This is a genomic window from Iodidimonas muriae, from assembly GCF_014647255.1.
GTDB classification, from domain to species: Bacteria; Pseudomonadota; Alphaproteobacteria; order Sphingomonadales; family Rhodothalassiaceae; genus Iodidimonas; species Iodidimonas muriae.
Genome location: NZ_BMOV01000009.1, coordinates 49,407 through 67,477, shown reverse-complemented (window position 1 = coordinate 67,477; position 18,071 = coordinate 49,407). Strand labels below are relative to the sequence as shown.

Here is an 18,071-nt window from a genome sequence, read left to right as displayed (position 1 = left end):
CATGGCCATGACCGCCTCTTTTGAGAATGCCCGTCGCCATCAGGATCTGGCTTTTGCCATCGGTATTTTGGGGGTGTTGGCGGTTTTGTTCCTGCCGATGCCATCCTGGGCTTTGGATGCGGGCCTGACGGCTTCTATCGCTTTGTCGTTTTTGATTTTGCTGGTGGCTCTGTGGATTGAAAAACCACTGGATTTTTCCAGTTTTCCCGTTGTTTTGCTTGTTGCAACCATGTTCCGTTTGGCGCTGAACATCGCCTCGACCCGCCTGATTTTAAGTGAAGGGCATACCGGCTCTGATGCAGCGGGCGGGGTGATTGAAGGTTTGTCGAACCTGATTATTTCCGGAAATTTTGTCATCGGGTTGATCGTTTTTGCGATTTTGATCACTGTCAATTTTGTGGTGATTACCAAAGGCGCGACACGCATTGCCGAAGTGGGGGCGCGCTTTACCCTTGATGCTATTCCCGGAAAGCAAATGGCCATCGATGCGGACCTTTCGGCAGGGCTTATCGATGACAAAACCGCCCGCACACGCCGTAAGCAGCTTGAAGATGAAAGTTCTTTCTTCGGGTCTATGGACGGGGCGTCGAAATTTGTGCGCGGCGATGCCATTGCCGGCTTGATCATCACCGCCATCAATATTATCGGCGGGATGATCATCGGTGTGGTGCAAATGGGGCTGGATGTGTCCGAAGCCGCCGCATCCTATACCATTTTAACGGTAGGCGATGGTCTTGCAAGCCAGGTTCCGGCGCTTGTGGTGTCTTTGGCTGCCGGCCTGTTGGTTGCCAAAGGGTCGAATATCGGCAGTGCCCATGTGAGCGTTGTTTCGCAACTTGGTGGTTATCCAAAAGCTTTGATGCTGTTGGGCGGTTTGATGTTGATGTTTGCCTTGATGCCCGGCTTGCCGTCTGTGCCGTTTTTTCTGATGGGCGGAGCGGCTGCCGGTGTGGGATGGATGACGCAAAAAAGACTGGCGCGAGAGCGTGCGGCTTTGGATTTACAAGAAGAGCAGCAAACCCGGCCCCGGGAAGATGACAGTGTGGAATCCTCGTTGAAGGTTGACGATGTGGAGGTGCGGGTCGGCAGCCAGCTTTTACCGCTGATCGCTAGTCCGGATAAGGGGCTGGCTCCCAAAGTCAAATCCCTGCGCTTGCGCTTTGCGCGGGAATTGGGTTTTTTGCTGCCGTCGGTCAGAATTCGCGACGATGCGTATGTGGCGGCCAATCAATATGTGCTTTTGGTCCATGATGTGGAAGTGGCGCGCGGGGAAGTGCGCATGGGGCGCAAATTGGTGATCAATCCCAATGGCGGCGAGGTGGATGTTGTCGGTGAAGCCACGCAGGAACCGACCTTCGGCTTGCCCGCAAAATGGGTGGACGATGCCACTGCCGATAGTGCGGAAGCCCGTGGATTAACGGTGGTGGACCCGGAAAGTGTGATCATCACGCATCTGGCGGAAGTGCTGAAAGGGCAGCTTCATCGCTTGTTGAATTATGCGGCGTTCCAACGTCTTTTGGATAATCTCGATCCGGATTATGAAAAGTTGATGGCGGATATCGTGCCCACGCATTTATCGGCCACTGCCGTTCAACGGGTGTTGCAGAATTTATTGGTAGAGCGGGTGTCGATCCGGAATTTCCCACTTATTCTGGAAGCTATTTCCGAAGCTGTGGGCTGGACCCGCAATATCACATTGATTACCGAACATGTGCGCACAAGACTGGCGGCACAGATTTCCGCTATGCTGAAAAGCAATGACGGTTTTATTCCGGTTATTGCCTTGTCCCCGAAATGGGAGCAGGCGTTTTTGGAGCATATCTCCAGTGATGGCGAGGATCGCAATTTCGCCATGCCGCCTTCTTTGGTGAGCGAGTTTGTCACGGCGGCTCGCTCGCGTATCCAACAACATGCTAGCGCCACCTGTTGGCCCGCTCTTCTGGTCGGGGCGGCCGCACGTCCTTTTGTACGGTCTTTGCTGGAACGGGTTAGCCCCACCACGCCCATCCTTTCCCATAATGAGTTGGATCCCCGCATCCCCGTCAGCAGCATCGATCAATTATAGTGCGGGAAGGGGCAGCAACATGACCGTGCAAGCCTTTCTCAGCGGTGAGTTGTATCTGCTGATGCTGGTTTTTTCCCGTATCGGCACGGCTTTGATGTTTATACCCGGCTTCGGAGAAAGCTTCCTGTCCACCCGGATACGTTTGATTGCGGCTTTGGTGTTGACTTGGGCGCTGGCTCCCATTGTCAGACCGGAGACATTGCGCCTGCCTTCGGAGCCGTTTTTGCTGTTTCAAGACGTTTTCATCGAGGTTCTTGTGGGGCTGTTTCTGGGGCTTTCGGCGCGAATGTTCATCACCGCCTTGATTTCTGCGGGCCAGATGATCTCCCAGATCATCGGGCTGTCGAACATCTTTGTGATGCCGAATGTTGCAATTCAGTTGGGTTCGGTTATCGGCGGATTTTTGTTGCTTGCCGGACTGGTCTTCATTTTCGCGTCGGGACTGCATTTGCTGAGCATTGATGCTCTGGCCCGCAGCTATGCGGGAATGCCGCTTGGCCAGCCTCCCGATATTACGGCGATGACTCAGAATTTTATCGCGGTGGTGGCTACGGGCTTCCGCCTTGCAGTGCAATTGGCTTCGCCATTTCTCGTTCTGGGCTTTGTCTATTATCTTGGGCTTGGATTGATGAATAAGGCGATGCAGCAATTGCCAGTATTTTTTGTGTCCATTCCCGCTGCCGTGGCGGGCGGTGTGTTGATGCTGATCCTTGTCATCAGCGGCATGTTGATGACGTTCCGCGACGTTTATGCCGATTGGCTGACCGTTATCGAAATTTATTGATCAGGGTCTCAAAGCAATGGCAGCGGAAAATCAGGATCAGTCGCAAAAAACCGAAGAACCCACGGAAAAAAAGCTGGATGAAGCGCGAAAAAAGGGAAATTTACCGCTTTCCCGTGAGGTGACAGGCGCCATGTCGATCCTTGCGGCTGTGGTTCTCGCAGGGTTTTATATGTCAAGTTTTAGCGCCATTATGAGCGACAGTCTGGCGACCTTGATTGTCAATGCCCATGATATCGATGTGCACACGGCGCAAGGGGATCTGCGTGCTTTGGCCGTCGGGATCATGCTGGCGATTGCCGGTCCGCTCTTGGTTATTGCAGCTTTTTTTGCCGTGTCCGCGTTCCTGTCGGTGTGGATGCAAAATGGCTTGATGGCGGCGGTCGAGCGGATCACACCGAAGGTCGAGCGGGTCTCGCCCATTGCCGGATTCAAGCGCCTGTTTTCTTTATCCTCTATCGTCGAGTTCCTGAAAAGTGTCGGCAAGGTGTTGGCTGTGGGCCTGACAGTGGCCGTAATCATTTATAGTGAACTGGACAGTGCGGGCAATGCCACGGGTTATGCACCCGATGACATGGCGCGTCTTATGTTGTCCATGACAGTGCGGCTGCTTTTTGCCGTGCTCCTTGTTTATGTGGTTATTGCGGTTCTGGATGTTTTGTGGCGTCGCTTTGATTGGCTACGGCAATTGCGAATGACCAGAAAAGAAGTGAAAGACGAGCATAAGCAGATGGAGGGGGACCCCCAGATCAAGGCGCGCTTACGTGAAATCCGTCGTGAACGGACAAGACGCCGGATGATGGCCGATGTGCCTTCTGCTTCGGTGGTTTTGATGAACCCCACCCATTATGCCATCGCTCTGCGCTATGATCGGGGCAAAACGCCAGCACCGCTTTGTTTGGCCAAGGGCGTGGATCGTGTGGCTTTGAAAATTCGTGAAGTGGCGCAAGAGGCGGGCGTTCCAGTGGTGGAAACGCCGGGTTTGGCGCGGGCGCTTTATCCATTGGTGGAAATCAAAGGCCTTGTTCCGCCGGAATTCTATCGCCAGATCGCGCAGATCCTGACGGTGGTGATGAAGCAGGATCGCCGCCAGCACCGGCGGAAACAGCACCGTCAAACTTTCGAATAGTCCGGTACCGTCATGCGTTGATGGCGGGTTGGTTTATCCAGAAGTGCCTTGTGCTTTGCGATCAGCGAAAATGCGCATGACCTCCCGCGCCTTGATGACATCCATCCGCGCAAGAATGGGGGCTGCAATGCGCTCGGGCATGCGTTCGATCACGGCTGCAATGGTATTCGTATCAAGATCGTTGAGAATTGTGGCGGCTTCTTTGGATTTCATATTTTGATAAAGCACCGACATGCGCTCCAGATCTTCTTCTTCTGCGGTTTCCAGACGTGTCAGGAGGCGGCGTGTCTCATCATGCAGTCGCTGCAAATCGTCCAGATCTTCGGCCAGGGCTTGTCTTGATGCTTCGATCAGGGCCCGCGCATCGGCCAGATGCGCCTCTTGCGCCTTGATCGCGGTTTCACGCTCCCGTAATAGGCGCAGGGCGCGCACGGGCGATCTTTGCCCCATCAGAGTGCGCAACTCTTCTTCATAGTCTTTTTTTGAGGGGGAGATGGCTTCGGGCTGATCGGTCTTGGCTGGTGTTTGCTCCGGAGCATCGCTGGTCAAAAAATCAGTCGTCCAAGGACGTTCATGGTCGCCAAATGCGGCCTTGCGTTCGGGCTTTCCCGCTTTGTCGCTTTTGTCTGCGGTCATATTTATCACGGCCGGGGCAATTTGATATGCCTGTACGGCGGCAGCGGCGCTGAGCAAGATGATCGTAAGAGGCAAGAGGCGCGGCATATCAGCTATTCCCCCGCTGTTTGTTTAAGATACGCAACAATTCTTCCGCAGCGCGTTGCCCTTCTTGTGATGCGGATGCTTGTGGCCATGGCGCTTTCGTTGCCGGATTTGCGGGGGGCCAGAACACCTTGCGCACGGCCTCGTCTTCTGGTTTTCGGGGCACGGATTCGGTGTCGGGATGCTCATCAAGGGGCGTTTGCACAGTGTGTGCATCGGCGCCGGGGGAGGTCTTTGTGCCCTGGTCGGGTTTTGAAGGCTGGTTTGGTGTTGTCGGACGCGGGGACAGGCTGCTCGCCTCTTCCAGACGGGCCTGAAGTGATTGCGACCGGTTGATGGTAATGCTCAGGCGGCTATTGGATTTTTCTGCCTCCAAAACCGAGTCTTCAAGCGCTTCGGTCAGAGCATCGCCGGCAGCGCGCATTTCGGTCAGGAGTGATTGCGACCGGTCCACCTGACGAGAGAAATTTTCAAATAGGGCTTCCATGTCTGCCAAGGCTCCGCGCATGTCTTTGATTTTCCGGTTGAGACGCACGGAAAAGGCCATCGTTGCCATCAGCGCAATCATGACAATGCCATTGATGATCATCATGCTGAGACTCACGCTTTTTCTTCCTCTTTTTCCTTGGCGGTGTCGAAGATGCTTTCATCAATCTGGATGGCAATGCGCCCTTTGCTTTGACCGATTTGTCCACTCAACAAGCAGACATCGTCGGAATAAAGGTCGGCACGCCCTTGCAGATCTTTATGCAATTCAATGAAGGTGCCCGGCTTCCATTGCAACGCTTCGGCCAAGGGCAGTGTCAGTTCGGAAAGAACACCATCAAGTTGGATTTCCGTGCGTTGAAGCTGGTCGCGGAAATGGTTTTTCCAGCCATTGTCGCGTCCGAAACTTTCACCCATGAACATCTGCAACAGCAAAGCGCGCACGGGTTCAAGCATGGAATAGGGCATCACCAGATCCAGATATCCCGGGCGCCCTTCAATATCGAGCGAGAAGCGTGCATGGATCGATGCGCTGGTGGCGCGGGTAATCATGGCAAGTTGCGGGTTGGTTTCCAGCCGGTCGGGGGTAAACTGTATCTCGGACACCGGCGCAAAAGATTCACTCAAGGTTGATGAGAAAATCCTCATCAGGCGTAAAACCAGGCTGCGTTCTATGGATGTCAGGGACCGGATTTCCAGATTATCGCTGCCCAGAACTTCCCGTCCGCCCAATAAGATTTCCACCGCCGTATAGACCAGCCGTTGATCCATCACCGCGATGCATTTGTCTTCCCATTCCACCGCATCGATGATCGACACCAAGCAGGGCAGTGGCAATTGATCAATGAAATCGCCAAATCGAATGGCGGAGACCTGTTCAATACTGATTTCCAGATTGGCCGACATCAATTGACGCAGGCGTTCTGCGAACAGACGGACAAAGCGTTCGAACACCACATCCAGCATGGGCAGGCGTTCATAATTCACGATGGTTGAATTGGCGATTTTCTGCATGACCGATTGCGGACTGTCATGGGCGCTTGGTTCGTCGCTCATCAGCCGGTCGATATCGCTTTGATCCAATTGGTTCTTGGAAAGATCGACGTTCACCGCCGCAGCATAGGCCTGACCCAGATTGGCTTCATCGGTCGCGCCTTCTGTCGCATCGCCATTATTGCTCATTGCATCGTCCCATTATGTCTTTATTTATGCTCATTGTTGCAAGAATTCGACGATCAGTGCCTGTTCCACCACCGGCTCTCCCACCACCAGATTAATGCGGCGGAGCATTTCGGCCCGCAGGCGATAAAGCCCGGCACTGCCCTGTGTTACCTCGCCGCCGCTGGTGCGAAAGAATTCGATCAGCATGTCCATGATTTCAGCTTGGTACTGTTCGACCTTTTCGGCATTTTCAAACGAGGTTTTGACAACAACTCGCGTCTTCAAATGCCGTGCATGGGTGCCATGTCCCGCATTGACCACAATATCCGGCAAGGTGATATAAACGGGAGGACGGGTGGTGGGCCGGGTTTCGAATGCCTGACCGATCCGGTCCCAGCCTTGATGTAGCAAGGCCATCGTGCGCTCCGGCCCGCTAGCGGCCATAAGCCCTAGCAAGGCGGCAATAGGCAGCCCACCGATCACCCAAAGCGCGGTAAACGCCAATCGTTTGTTGAACGGGGCGCGTAAGGCCCACCCTGTACGGGTTTCTTTAGGCACATCTTGCTCGGTTTTGATTTCTGACATTTCATTTTGCATTTTAGATAATATATCTAATGTTTGTTATTACTTCCGTCTCTCATGGCTTATCTATCACCATAACTTTGAACTGAGTTTAAACTGCCTGTCGTATCTTAGGTTTTCCGTTTCTGGATCGACCATATGAACCATGATCGAAGGTAGGGAACTCGTGACTAAGCTTTTTGCGTCTTTAAGAGCGCTGGACCGCAATCGTTTGATACTTCTAGGGCTCAGCGTCGCTGTGGTTTTGGCAATTCTGGTCGCGCTTTTGGCGCAATTAGCCAAGCCGCCCATGTCGCTTTTATATTCCGGTCTCGATCTGGCCGAATCCGGGCGCATTGTGCGCATGCTGGAGCAGATGGATATCGAGGCCCGGGCCGATGAAGGTGGTACGGCCATTTATGTTCCCAAATCCAAAGTGGCGCGGGCGCGCATGTCCTTGGCAGAAGAAGGCCTGCCAAGCAGCGGTGTGCCGGGCTATGAGCTTTTTGATGAACAGGGGTCATTGGGGCTGACCAGCTTCATGCAGCAGGTTAATCGTTTGCGGGCCCTTGAAGGGGAATTGGCGCGGACAATTCATACATTGGGCGATGTGGAGTCTGCGCGGGTGCATTTGGTGCTGCCCGAGCGCGATGCCTTCACACGAGAGCAAGTCGCGCCTTCCGCTTCGGTGGTTGTTCGCTTGAAGACGGGCCGTGTTTTAAGCGCCGACAAGGCGCGGGCCATTCAGTCTTTGATTGCGGCCTCGGTGCCACGTTTGGATAGCGCGGCTGTTACGGTGCTGGATGCACGAGGCGATCGGATTTTCGCACAAGACGACACTGCGGTCATGGGGGGCGATAATGGTGCCCGTGCGGAAGCGGAGATGCGTATCATCCGGGCCGTTGAATCCATGCTTGCGCCGCGTCTTGGTGCGGAGAATGTCCGGGTGCAGGCTTCGGTGGAATTCAACCGCGAGCGGCAGACCATTCGGGAAACCACCTATGACCCGTCGGCAACGGCGATACGGTCCACTCAATCTGTGGAAGAGGTGGAAACCAGCCGGGAAGGGTCCAGCACTCAGCCGGTGACGGTGCAACAGAATTTGCCGCAAGTGGACGTGACCTCCGGCGATGAAGGTGTCAATGCCAATAATCTGGAGCGTCTGGAAGAGACGACAAATTATGAGGTGTCGTCACGGCTTTTGCAGCGCGTTGAAGAGCCCGGGTCCATCAAGCGGCAGTCCGTGGCCATTCTGGTAAACGGGACTTATGAAGTGGCAGAAGACGGTAGCCGGACATACAGACCGCGCTCCGAAGCGGAACTGGCGCAGATCGAGAATCTGGTAAGGTCGGCCGTCGGTTTCGATGAGAGCCGTGGCGACCGGGTCACGGTGGAAAATCTCGAATTTCTGGAAGTCGTTACCGAAGATATGGCGGCACCTTCCGTTTCGCTTATGGGCTTTATTTCCGAAAATTTGCTGACGATTTTGCGGTGGCTTGCCATCATCATTGCGATCGCGGTGATTTCCATTTTCGCTCTTCGCCCTTTGATGGCGCATATCTTTTCACAAAATCCAGGCGCTGCTATGGGCGATATCAAGGCCATCGGCACGCGCCAAGAGGCGGGGGCTGACAGTGCTGCGCCCGATGCCCTTGATGCTGTAGACGCGCCTGCGGGCATTGAGGGGCCGGCACAAACCGCACAGGCAGGCACACAGGCCCTGCCTCAGCCAAGTGTGGATGAACGGCTGGAACAGATGATGGAACTGCGTGCTGTTGAGGGGAAAGTGCGGGCCAGTTCTCTCCACAAGCTGGGTGAGATCGTTGAACAGAACCCCGATGAGGTGGTGGCCATTCTTAGAAGCTGGATCTATGAGGAAGCGGCCTGATGCTCCGGCCTTTCACTTATTTGCGGGATTTCGATGCCGAGGCTGCTGAACCGGATGTGCCGGCAGCGGCACCGGATCCGCGGACCTTTCCTAAATATTCGGAAGAAGACATGGAGCGGCGCTGTGCCGAATTGAGGCAGGAGGCCTTTGAAGAAGGGCGGTTGGCCGGAGAAAAATCAGCGAGTGAGGCCTATGCGGCAAAGCATGATGCGCTTGTTATAGAGGCCCTTGATCAAATACTCGAAGAACTGCCGCAAGCCCGAAATGCGTTGGACAGTATTCTGGGCGATACGGAAAAGCAGGCAACGCGGGCGTTGCTTGAATTGCTGCGTCGCCTTGCGCCCCATCTCAGCAAAGAAGGGGCGTTAACCGCTGCGGTGGACTTGGTGCAAGAAGTCTTGAAGCAACACCGAGATGCGCCAACGCTGGTGGTAAAGGCCGGGCGCCTTATCGCCGATCCCTTGAGGCGCACCCTGCAAGAAGGCAAGCCGCCGGTTACCGGCCTTGATATCGTCGTGGAGCCTTCCCTGTCGGATTTCGCCGTCCATCTTTCATGGGATCAAGGTGCGGTAGACTTCGATCCCGATGAGCGCATCGCACATATCGGAATGTTGATCGATCAGATCATCCTTTCCCGGCTGAAGCCGGAAGAACCGGAAACACCGAAAGAATAGACCCGTGGTTTTTCATATTATTGGACATTGATGGAGATATGAAATGGATCTGAAAGATTTTGATGAACAGGGGCAGGACACGCCAAAAAGCAGCGCTCCGAATCAAGAGACGGCATCGGTTGATGCGTCTGAAAAAGCGGCCAAACCGCCTCTCTCGGCTCTTTATAATGTGCCGGTGAATATCAAGGTGGTCCTGGGCGCGGCAAGCCTTTCTGTGAACCAGCTTTTGAAGCTTGGTCGTGGCGCAGTGGTGGAAATCGACCGCAAAGTGGGGGAGGCTGTGGATATCCACATCAACAATCATCTGGTCGCGCGGGGCGAAGTGGTGATCGTGGAAGACGATCGGTTGGGGGTTACGCTGACTGACATTGTCGATGCCCAGATGTTGAATTCATAGGTCCTATGGATATGAGGTTTTCCAAGCCCTTGGCGGTGTTTGCCAAGTGTCTGTTGCTTTGGATCACTGTGCTGGGCGTTTTGCTTGTTGCCGGTGAGGCCCATGCCCAGTCCTTGAATCTCGATTTCGGAACATCGTCGGAAGGAACGCTGGCTGCAAGGCTGTTCCAGATGATCCTGCTGATCACGGTGCTCAGCCTTGCACCGGGTATTCTGATCATGGTGACCAGCTTCGTGCGGATTGTCGTGGTGCTGTCTATTCTGCGGTCGGCATTGGGATTGCAGCAGGCACCGCCCAATATCGTGATGATATCTCTGGCGCTCTTCTTGACCGGATTTGTGATGGCACCAAGCTTTGAGACAGCTTGGCGCGAGGGCGTGCGGCCAATGATGAACGAGGATATATCGCAAGAACAAGGGGTGGCGAATGTGGTCGCACCGTTCAAGCGCTTTATGCTGATGCAGGTGGGAAGCGGCGAATTGGCATTTTTCGATGCGCTGGCCGCGCGGAGTTTTGGTGAGGCCGAAGATATGGTCCCATCTGCCGGCCAATCTGCTCCATCACCGACAGGGCCGCCTCTTGCGGCAGAGACTGAACAGCAGGCGCCGAATTCGGGCGCGGAACTTTTGGCGATGATCGAACGGGCAGCAAGCATGGAAGGGGGCAATGCCGAAAGTGGTGATCAGGCACAGCCTTCATTGCGTATCTTGTTACCGGCCTTTTTGATTTCCGAATTACGCCGGGCTTTTGAGATCGGTTTTCTTATTTTTATGCCGTTTCTGATTATCGATCTGGTGGTGGCGGCATTGTTGATGTCGATGGGCATGATGATGTTGCCACCAGCCATTGTCTCATTGCCTTTCAAGGTAATCTTTTTTGTTCTGATCAATGGCTGGCAGTTGCTGGCGGGCAGTTTGGTGCTGTCTTTTGCAACCTGAGCTTCTGTCGATAGGGAGGTAACTATGGCCAGTAATGCCATCGTTCGAGACAATTATATGGCGCTGACCGGACCGGAAAAGGCCTCGATCATGTTTCTTGCACTGGGTGAGAAACGCGCGGCACCGCTTCTTGAGCGGTTTGATGAAGATGAAATCCGCATGGTGACACGGGCCATGTCGGGGTTGGGAAATATTACCGCATCGGTTCTTGAGGAACTGATCAACCGGTTTACCGAACAATTTGCGCGCGGTGGGTCGGTCGTCGGGTCCTATGAAAGCACAGAGCGGATGTTGCGTGCTTTCCTGCCCCTCGAAAAGGTCGGCGAGATCATGACCTATATTCGGGGGCCGGCGGGGCGAACGACATGGGAAAAGCTGTCCAGTGTGAATGAACATCTGTTGGCGAAATATCTGATGGGAGAGCATCCGCAAACCGTTGCCGTGGTTCTTTCAAAACTGAATCCCGAACATTCCGCCAAGGTATTGCCTTTGCTGCCCCGGTCGTTGATCCGTTCGGCGATGCGGCGCATAGTGAAGCTGCAATCCATCCCGCAAGAGGTGATGAGCGATATTGAAGAGGTGATGCATAAAGAGCTGATGCTTAATTATGCGCTGGCAGCCACCACAGACAGCCATGAACAGCTGGCGGAGATATTCAATCGAACCGATCCCAAGGCACTGGATGTCTTTATTGAAGATTTTGAAGCGGATATGCCCGATGCTGCCGCTCTTGTGAAACAGCTTATGTTTACCTTTGACGATCTAGTGGATCTGGACACAGTTTCCCTTGGCGTTTTGGTGCGGTCTTGCGATACGGACACGCTTGTATATGCCCTTAAAGGGTCGAAAGATAAGGTGAGGGATGCGTTTATCGGCCAAATGTCTGAACGGGCCGGGGCTATTTTGCGCGATTCCATCGAAACCATGGGGCCTGTTCTGGCGCGGGATGTGGAACAGGCCAAAAATGCCATTCTGCAAAAAGCCAAAAACCTTGCGGAAGCAGGAGCCATTGTCATTCAGCGGGGTGATGGCGCTGATAGTCAGGTCATTTATTAGCAGGACTGTATGGCATGACTTTCAGCTATTGGCCCTGCTGATAAGGGGGGTCAATCTTGCCGGTATCCGCGATTCAAGATTGGCCTTTATGGAAAGCAGTTTATGGGGGTGCTCTGCCGAGCGAGGGACGGGCGATTAACGGCAGCATCGCTGCGGGTGGTGCAAAAGGATGCCCATAAGGAAGGTGTTGGCCGAGGCCACGGCAACGACATCCGTTACGGCGAAATCGCCCGATCTTCCTTCGGCATCTTGGGCGCAAATGGGGTGCAAATTATTGAGCGCACTTAGCGGGTATGTCCGTTTATGATCCAGCTTTAGGCCTGTGCGTTCAGTTCCTTAAAATCGGTTTCGCGAATAATGAACCGCCTCGGAATTGCCGGACGCTCCTACTTCTGAGTAGAAGGAGCCATAATGAGCAAGACCACGGACAAGTTTTCACCTGAGGTCTGTGATCGCGCGGTCCGCAGGGTATTTTCCCATGAGGGCGAGTATCCGTCCCGCTGGGCGACGATTGTTTCCATCTCCAGCAAGATCGGCTGTGCCCCCAGACCCTGAACGAATGTGTGAAGAAGGCCGGTCGTGACATGCTGGACCGGATTCGAGGAAAAATCGCGCTGATCCGGCGTGTCGCGGCCTTTCGAGCGGGAGACATCGACACTCCATTGGCCTCAGCAAAAGCGGCCATGCGCGCATTGGCGCGTCGCTGGCTATGGCTGCATGAGGAGATCATTGCACATGACAAGGAGCTGGAACGCCTTGTCACCGAACGGGCACCAGACTTGATGACGTCACATGGAATAGCGACCCTGACAATTGCGGAAATATTGATCCTGGTTGGCGATGATCCAACGCGCATCCGGTCAGAAGCGGCATTTGCAAAGCTCTGTGGCGTTTGCCAAATTCCCGCTTCCGGTGGCAGAATACACCGCTTCCGACTGAACCGAGGCGGCAACCGGCAAGCCAACGCTGCACTCTATCGTGCGGCCATCGTCAGGATGCGAAGCCACGAACCGACACTTGCCTATGTCAAGAAACGCACGAAAGACGGGAAGAGCAAAAGCGAGATCATTCGCTGCCTTAAACGCTACATCGTTCGCGAAATTTACGGCCAACTGTGCGTCCCGAAACGAGCCCAAATCGCCGCTTGACGAATATAGGAGCTTCAATGCTGTCGTAAAAGCCTTCTTCAAGACCTTGAAGGCCGAATTGGTATGGCGGGTGAAGTTTGAAAGCCGTGAACAGGCAGAAAGGACCATCAATGAGTACATCATGAACTTTTATAACCGGAAACGACAGCATTCGATCCTTGGCAACATCAGCTCAATGGCGTACGAAAAACTAGCCGCTTAAAGGGCACGGTCGTGTCCACTTTTTTATAACAAGTCCAGACTGCTGATCTTCGCTCAAAGGAGTGGCGCGCATTTTATCATTTGATTTTCAGGATGCACGAAGGAAGCGTTTTGAATCCACTATCCTTCCGCTATTGCATGCTAAAGCCATTCCAGCAAAGTCTAGCGTCCTGTGTTGGATTGAAATGTCCATCCACGCTCGTGACGACACGAAAGTCGTCGGTTCTGGATTTTCACCATGACCATGGCGACGTCATTTTGAAATCTCTCTCCGCGTCCAAGGTGCGGCCCGCTCCGGGTGGCGGTGGTATCCCATAAACGTCAACACGATGCGCGTTTCGCTCGAAGACATAAAGTGTGCATCTGGTGAAGAATTCAAATTGTGCCCTCATTTTTTTCAGGAAAATATCAAAAAAGATTTTGAACTTAGAATCGTTTATATTGATGGCGTATTTTATGCGTTTCGTATTGATTCGCAAATACATGAATATTATGCAACAGATTGGCGCCGAAGCAATCAGATACTCGATTTCATACCATACGAACTTCCGGATAGCGTTAGGGAGAAGTTGACGGTATTCATGCACAATATGGGTCTGTTCAGTGGAAGCATAGACATGATCGTTGACCCACAGGGAGAATATTGGTTCCTGGAATGCGATCAGGATGGTCAGTGGGCGTGGCTCGACTCGATCGTCGAGGGAGCAATCTCAGATACGTTCGCCCACGCCTTTAAATATAAGCTGGAAGAGATGTCATGCGAACTGTCGTAACCGATGGGGTGAGGACCCAATGGGCACGATCATTTGTATTCTTTGCGTTGATTGTATTTTTGGCGGTTTCTACCGCCAGCGTAAGCCTGTCTTCAGAAGAGGAAAGCAGATATCAAGGAGCCGCAAGGGTTCGTTTGATGCAGTGCATGTCCAACGTGGGCAACTATATCCACTGGAAGACGCCCAGCTTCGTTGGAATCGAAGCCGAATGTGAGGCGGGCCGATTTATCGGCCACCCTCTTCAGCAAGATATTCTTGGACCTGTCAAGAGACCGCGACGCACCCTCAAAGGTCTCGACAGCAAGGCACTTGATCTCTGCCATAGGGCGTGGCGCGCCAAGCTCGAAAACGCGTTTCATATAGCATCGGACGGCATGCAGCAGCCAGTGGCATCGGACCCCGGGCAGCCGGAGGCCGAGGCCCTTCAAGAGCTTGATGAGGCCATACTGGAATTCCGCTCGTTGATGGAGCAGGAATTGACGCAGGCTGCGATGGAGAGCCGCTCATTCTACGGGAGATTTGACGGTCGGGATTGCACCTTTCCTATTTTTCAGATCACCTCTTTTAGAGCGGAGAACGTTGCGTTCCTTTTGAACCACCACGCTCTGGAACTGTATGCTGCGGGGAAGTTGTCTCCAGACGTTTATCGCCCTTTATGGTTCATCATCCAGCATGCAGACCTTCAGCCCTGGTTTCAGGAGGAGTGGCTTGCCGTGCTTGAGAAGACACATGAGGAAAGCATGGTTCCTGCTCTGCTCATAGCCTCGTTGCGCGAACGTGTCGAGCTTGCGCGGAAGCGCCAAGCTGAGCGACAAGACAGATAGCCCAGGGCCTTTTTAAAGGAGTTTGCGCTTTGCGAATATGCCGGCGTCCCGTCGGGAAACACCAGGTGCAATGATCTCTTCGCTCTTCCGCCCCGAGGCCATCGAATCCCGGCGTCAGCGTCTCCATGGCGAGGCGGTCGTTGCGCAGCCCTTGAGCTTTGCCCTTCTCACTGGCTTCCTCATCGCCTGGCTCTTCGAGCCACTGCTGAGTCTGCGGAAGCGGGTGTGAGAACGGCCAGATTTTTCCTGCTGAATGCGTGTTTACGGAAGGCGAAGAATTATAGCGTAACAATCTTCACGAGAATGTTATTGATTTATCGGTTTCGGGAGATTGATCTTCCGGGAGGGATCGTCACCGCACGGCCGAGCGCCGCCAAGCGCACATAGAGCCCGGCCCGGCCTTAGCCGGGACACGCCCACAACAATCGGGGGCATCTTGGGGGAAAGAGCCGAAACAACTGTAAGGAAAATAGAATTACAAAGAATAATATTAGAGTTGTATTACTGTACTATGATGTAGTTAAATATGAATAACTATACGAACTCCTACATATTTCCTGAAAACGTAAAGATGATAAAGATGATACGAGAAATATTTTTTATCACCGCAATCTCCGCTTTGTTGCTCCCGCATAATGGCTGGGCCATCGATGTTCCTTATAGCGCAGAAAACCCGGCATCCGGCCAAACATACGACGCACCAAGCAAATCAGGCGCCGAACAATCTGATCAATCAGCAAACGAAATCCGGATGGCCGCCGAGCAAGGTGATGCTGAGGCACAGTTCGAACTCGGGGGGATGTATTACGCGGGTCAAGGAGTTCCGAAGGATGATGCCAAGGCGGTTCGATGGTTTCGGCAGGCCGCCGAGCAGGGTATTGCGGATGCACAATACAATCTCGGGGTGATGTATTACGGGGGGCAAGGGGGGCCGAAGGATTATGCCAAGGCGGTTCGCTGGTTTCGACAGGCCGCCGAGCAAGGTCATGCTGAGGCACAAAACAATCTCGGGGTGATGTATAACACGGGGCGAGAGGTTCCGAAGGATGATGCCAAGGCGGTTCGCTGGTTTCGACAGGCCGCCGAGCAAGGTCATGCTGAGGCACAAAACAATCTCGGGGCGATGTATTACACGGGGCGAGAGGTTCCGAAGGATGATGCCAAGGCGGTTCACTGGTATCGACAGGCCGCCGAGCGAGGTCATGCTGAGGCACAGTTCTTTCTCGGGTTCATGTATTACAAGGGGCGAGAGGTTCCGAAGGATTATGCCAAGGCGGTTCGCTGGTTTCGACAGGCCGCCGAGCAAGGTCATGCTGAGGCACAAAACACTCTCGGGGCGATGTATGCTAAGGGTCTAGGGGTTCCGAAGGATTATGCCAAGGCGGTTCGCTGGTTTCGACAGGCCGCCGAGCAAGGTCATGCTGAGGCACAAAGCAATCTCGGGGCGATGTATTACGGGGGGCGAGGAGTTCCGAAGGACGATGCCGAGGCGGTTCACTGGTATCGACAGGCCGCCGAGCAGGGTATTGCGGGGGCACAGTTCAATCTCGGGGCGATGTATGCTGAGGGTCAAGGAGTTCCGAAAGATGATGCCGAGGCGGTTCGCTGGTATCGACAGGCCGCCGAGCGGGGTCATGCTGAGGCACAGTTCTTTCTCGGGTTCATGTATGACAAGGGGCGGGGGGTTCCGAAGGATGGTGCCAAGGCGGTTCGCTGGTTTCGACAGGCCGCCGAGCAAGGTCATGCTGTGGCACAGTTCAGTCTCGGGTTGGCCTATGCTGAGGGGCAAGGAGTTCCGAAGGACGATGCCGAGGCGGTTCACTGGTATCGACAGGCCGCCGAGCAGGGTATTGCGGGGGCACAGTTCAATCTCGGGTTCATGTATGACAAGGGGCGAGGGGGACCGAAGGATGGTGCCAAGGCAGTTCGCTGGTTTCGACAGGCCGCCGAGCAAGGCTATGCTGATGCACAGTTCAATCTCGGGTTGATGTATTACGCGGGGCGATGGGTTCCGAAGGACGATGCTGAGGCGGTTCACTGGTATCGACAGGCCGCCGAGCAGGGGGTTGCGGGGGCACAGTTCAATCTCGGGGCGATGTATGCTGAGGGTCAAGGGGTTCCGAAGGATGATGCCGAGGCGGCTCGCTGGTATCGACAGGCCGCCGAGCAAGGTATTGCGGAGGCACAGTTCAAACTCGGGATGGCCTATGCAGAGGGTCAAGGTGTTCCGATGGACGATGCCAAGGCAGTTCGTTGGTTTCAACAGGCCGCCGAGCAGGGTATTGCGGGGGCACAGTTCGGTCTCGGGATGGCCTATGCTCTGGGTCTAGGAGTTCCGAAGGACGATGCCGAGGCGGTTCGCTGGCTTCGACAGGCCGCAGAGCAGGGGGTTGCTGGGGCACAGTTCAATCTCGGGGCGATGTATTTTCTGGGTCAAGGGGTTCCGAAGGATGATGCCGAGGCGGCTCGCTGGTATCGACAGGCCGCCGAGCAGGGTATTGCGGAGGCACAGTTCAAACTCGGGGGGATGTATTCTCTGGGTCAGGGAGTTCCGAAAGATGATGCCGAGGCGGTTCGCTGGTATCGACAGGCCGCCGAGCAAGGTCATGCGTGGGCACAGTTCGGTCTCGGGGGTATGTATGCTACAGGGCGAGGGGTTCCGAAGGATGATGCCGAGGCGGTTCGCTGGTATCGACAGGCCGCAGAGCAAGGTCATGCTGAGGCACAGTTCTTTCTCGGGTTGGCCTATGCTGAGGGGCAAGGGGTTCCGAAGGATGATGCCGAGGCGGTTCGCTGGTATCGACAGGCCGCAGAGCAAGGTCATGCTGAGGCACAGTTCTTTCTCGGGTTGGCCTATGCTGAGGGGCAAGGAGTTCCGAAGGATTATATAGAAGCCTATGCGTGGATAAATATCAGTGGGGAGCAAGGCGACGAACATGCGAAAGAAGCTCGATCTCTTATTGAAAAGAAACTTTCTCCTTCTGATCTCATCAAAGCGCAGGAACGCTCCAATGAGTATTTCAGGCGCTACGTCCCCACCCCGGTAAGGGACTAGTGGTAAGGGCGCAACGGATGAGTTCCATAAAAGCGCCTCGAATCCACAGGATTTCCGCTATTCTCACTGGGACCCATCCGTCTGAATCTATCCACTAGCTCCCACTAACCACGTCCGCTTGGCAATCGCCTGTTCCTCGCCCCCCCACGGCGTCGGCATGGCGGTCCAAGCCTTAGATGTGGTGTTTCATGAATTGAAACGGGATATGGCTGAG

15 protein-coding genes and 3 pseudogenes are annotated in these 18,071 nt (G+C 54.3%); 14 read left to right on the top strand and 4 right to left on the bottom strand.

What is annotated here, in order from left to right:
- The first annotated feature begins 1 nt into the window (after nt 1).
- From flhA to flhB, 3 genes are read left to right on the top strand one after another with little or no spacing between them, the layout of a single operon-like run.
- Nucleotides 2-2,065, top strand: a complete 2,064-nt coding sequence (flhA, locus tag IEX96_RS11840) for a flagellar biosynthesis protein FlhA (RefSeq protein WP_150006281.1) — start codon at nt 2-4, stop codon at nt 2,063-2,065.
- Between the two features lie 19 nt (nt 2,066-2,084).
- Nucleotides 2,085-2,849: a flagellar biosynthetic protein FliR gene (locus IEX96_RS11835; protein ID WP_188873986.1), complete on the top strand. Its 765-nt coding sequence runs from the start codon at nt 2,085-2,087 to the stop codon at nt 2,847-2,849.
- A 16-nt stretch (nt 2,850-2,865) separates the two neighbouring features.
- Complete coding sequence (gene flhB, locus IEX96_RS11830) at nt 2,866-3,975, top strand: flagellar biosynthesis protein FlhB (protein WP_150006283.1); 1,110 nt, start codon at nt 2,866-2,868, stop codon at nt 3,973-3,975.
- A gap of 33 nt (nt 3,976-4,008) precedes the next feature.
- Here flhB and IEX96_RS11825 read toward each other — a convergent pair whose 3' ends face one another.
- The 4 genes from IEX96_RS11825 to IEX96_RS11810 are packed head-to-tail and all read right to left on the bottom strand — an operon-like array spanning nt 4,009 to nt 6,927.
- A complete protein-coding gene (locus tag IEX96_RS11825; protein ID WP_150006284.1) occupies nt 4,009-4,698 on the bottom strand; it encodes a MotE family protein in 690 nt (229 codons plus the stop codon).
- A 1-nt stretch (nt 4,699) separates the two neighbouring features.
- Nucleotides 4,700-5,299, bottom strand: a complete 600-nt coding sequence (locus IEX96_RS11820) for a DUF6468 domain-containing protein (RefSeq protein WP_150006285.1) — start codon at nt 5,297-5,299, stop codon at nt 4,700-4,702.
- Nucleotides 5,296-6,363: a FliM/FliN family flagellar motor switch protein gene (locus IEX96_RS11815; protein ID WP_150006286.1), complete on the bottom strand. Its 1,068-nt coding sequence runs from the start codon at nt 6,361-6,363 to the stop codon at nt 5,296-5,298. The genes IEX96_RS11820 and IEX96_RS11815 overlap by 4 nt, the downstream gene beginning before the upstream one ends.
- Before the next feature lie 30 nt (nt 6,364-6,393).
- Nucleotides 6,394-6,927, bottom strand: coding sequence for a flagellar basal body-associated FliL family protein (locus IEX96_RS11810; RefSeq protein WP_188873985.1), 534 nt, complete (start codon nt 6,925-6,927; stop codon nt 6,394-6,396).
- A gap of 163 nt (nt 6,928-7,090) precedes the next feature.
- Between IEX96_RS11810 and fliF the strand changes: the two genes are divergently transcribed.
- The 11 genes and pseudogenes from fliF (at nt 7,091) to IEX96_RS14255 (ending at nt 17,857) form a co-directional block, all read left to right on the top strand.
- Nucleotides 7,091-8,791, top strand: a complete 1,701-nt coding sequence (gene fliF / locus IEX96_RS11805; RefSeq protein WP_188873984.1) for a flagellar basal-body MS-ring/collar protein FliF — start codon at nt 7,091-7,093, stop codon at nt 8,789-8,791.
- Nucleotides 8,791-9,465 carry a FliH/SctL family protein gene (locus IEX96_RS11800; protein WP_150006289.1) on the top strand — a complete coding sequence of 225 codons (675 nt, stop codon included), beginning with the start codon at nt 8,791-8,793 and terminating at the stop codon, nt 9,463-9,465. Before fliF ends, IEX96_RS11800 begins: the two co-directional genes overlap by 1 nt.
- Before the next feature lie 43 nt (nt 9,466-9,508).
- Complete coding sequence (gene fliN, locus IEX96_RS11795) at nt 9,509-9,862, top strand: flagellar motor switch protein FliN (protein ID WP_150006290.1); 354 nt, start codon at nt 9,509-9,511, stop codon at nt 9,860-9,862.
- An 11-nt stretch (nt 9,863-9,873) separates the two neighbouring features.
- Entirely contained in the window at nt 9,874-10,800 is a 927-nt protein-coding gene (locus IEX96_RS11790; protein ID WP_150006291.1) for a flagellar type III secretion system pore protein FliP, read from the top strand.
- Between the two features lie 24 nt (nt 10,801-10,824).
- On the top strand, nt 10,825-11,856 hold the full coding sequence (locus tag IEX96_RS11785; protein WP_150006292.1) for a flagellar motor switch protein FliG: 1,032 nt from the start codon (nt 10,825-10,827) through the stop codon (nt 11,854-11,856).
- 411 nt (nt 11,857-12,267) lie between these two features.
- Nucleotides 12,268-12,440, top strand: a pseudogene (locus IEX96_RS11780) (IS3 family transposase); the annotation flags it as partial.
- Nucleotides 12,435-13,004, top strand: a pseudogene (locus tag IEX96_RS11775) (transposase); the annotation flags it as partial. The pseudogenes IEX96_RS11780 and IEX96_RS11775, both read left to right, overlap by 6 nt.
- Before the next feature lie 43 nt (nt 13,005-13,047).
- Nucleotides 13,048-13,206 (top strand): annotated as a pseudogene (locus IEX96_RS14330) (IS3 family transposase); the annotation flags it as partial.
- Between the two features lie 328 nt (nt 13,207-13,534).
- Complete coding sequence (locus IEX96_RS11765; RefSeq protein WP_150006294.1) at nt 13,535-13,978, top strand: MvdC/MvdD family ATP grasp protein; 444 nt, start codon at nt 13,535-13,537, stop codon at nt 13,976-13,978.
- Complete coding sequence (locus IEX96_RS11760) at nt 13,963-14,802, top strand: hypothetical protein (RefSeq protein WP_150006295.1); 840 nt, start codon at nt 13,963-13,965, stop codon at nt 14,800-14,802. The genes IEX96_RS11765 and IEX96_RS11760 overlap by 16 nt, the downstream gene beginning before the upstream one ends.
- A 580-nt stretch (nt 14,803-15,382) precedes the next feature.
- Entirely contained in the window at nt 15,383-17,857 is a 2,475-nt protein-coding gene (locus IEX96_RS14255; RefSeq protein ID WP_308424567.1) for an SEL1-like repeat protein, read from the top strand.
- Nucleotides 17,858-18,071: the final 214 nt, after the last annotated feature.

What these genes read in the sequence shown, in the direction of transcription:
- flhA (WP_150006281.1), top strand. Translation starts at nt 2, where the DNA reads ATGGCCATGACCGCCTCTTTTGAGAATGCCCGTCGCCATCAGGATCTG.
- IEX96_RS11835 (WP_188873986.1), top strand. Translation starts at nt 2,085, where the DNA reads ATGACCGTGCAAGCCTTTCTCAGCGGTGAGTTGTATCTGCTGATGCTG.
- flhB (WP_150006283.1), top strand. Translation starts at nt 2,866, where the DNA reads ATGGCAGCGGAAAATCAGGATCAGTCGCAAAAAACCGAAGAACCCACG.
- IEX96_RS11825 (WP_150006284.1), bottom strand. Translation starts at nt 4,698, where the DNA reads ATGCCGCGCCTCTTGCCTCTTACGATCATCTTGCTCAGCGCCGCTGCC.
- IEX96_RS11815 (WP_150006286.1), bottom strand. Translation starts at nt 6,363, where the DNA reads ATGAGCAATAATGGCGATGCGACAGAAGGCGCGACCGATGAAGCCAAT.
- IEX96_RS11810 (WP_188873985.1), bottom strand. Translation starts at nt 6,927, where the DNA reads ATGTCAGAAATCAAAACCGAGCAAGATGTGCCTAAAGAAACCCGTACA.
- IEX96_RS11800 (WP_150006289.1), top strand. Translation starts at nt 8,791, where the DNA reads ATGCTCCGGCCTTTCACTTATTTGCGGGATTTCGATGCCGAGGCTGCT.
- fliN (WP_150006290.1), top strand. Translation starts at nt 9,509, where the DNA reads ATGGATCTGAAAGATTTTGATGAACAGGGGCAGGACACGCCAAAAAGC.
- IEX96_RS11790 (WP_150006291.1), top strand. Translation starts at nt 9,874, where the DNA reads ATGAGGTTTTCCAAGCCCTTGGCGGTGTTTGCCAAGTGTCTGTTGCTT.
- IEX96_RS11785 (WP_150006292.1), top strand. Translation starts at nt 10,825, where the DNA reads ATGGCCAGTAATGCCATCGTTCGAGACAATTATATGGCGCTGACCGGA.
- IEX96_RS11765 (WP_150006294.1), top strand. Translation starts at nt 13,535, where the DNA reads ATGCGCGTTTCGCTCGAAGACATAAAGTGTGCATCTGGTGAAGAATTC.
- IEX96_RS11760 (WP_150006295.1), top strand. Translation starts at nt 13,963, where the DNA reads ATGCGAACTGTCGTAACCGATGGGGTGAGGACCCAATGGGCACGATCA.
- IEX96_RS14255 (WP_308424567.1), top strand. Translation starts at nt 15,383, where the DNA reads ATGATACGAGAAATATTTTTTATCACCGCAATCTCCGCTTTGTTGCTC.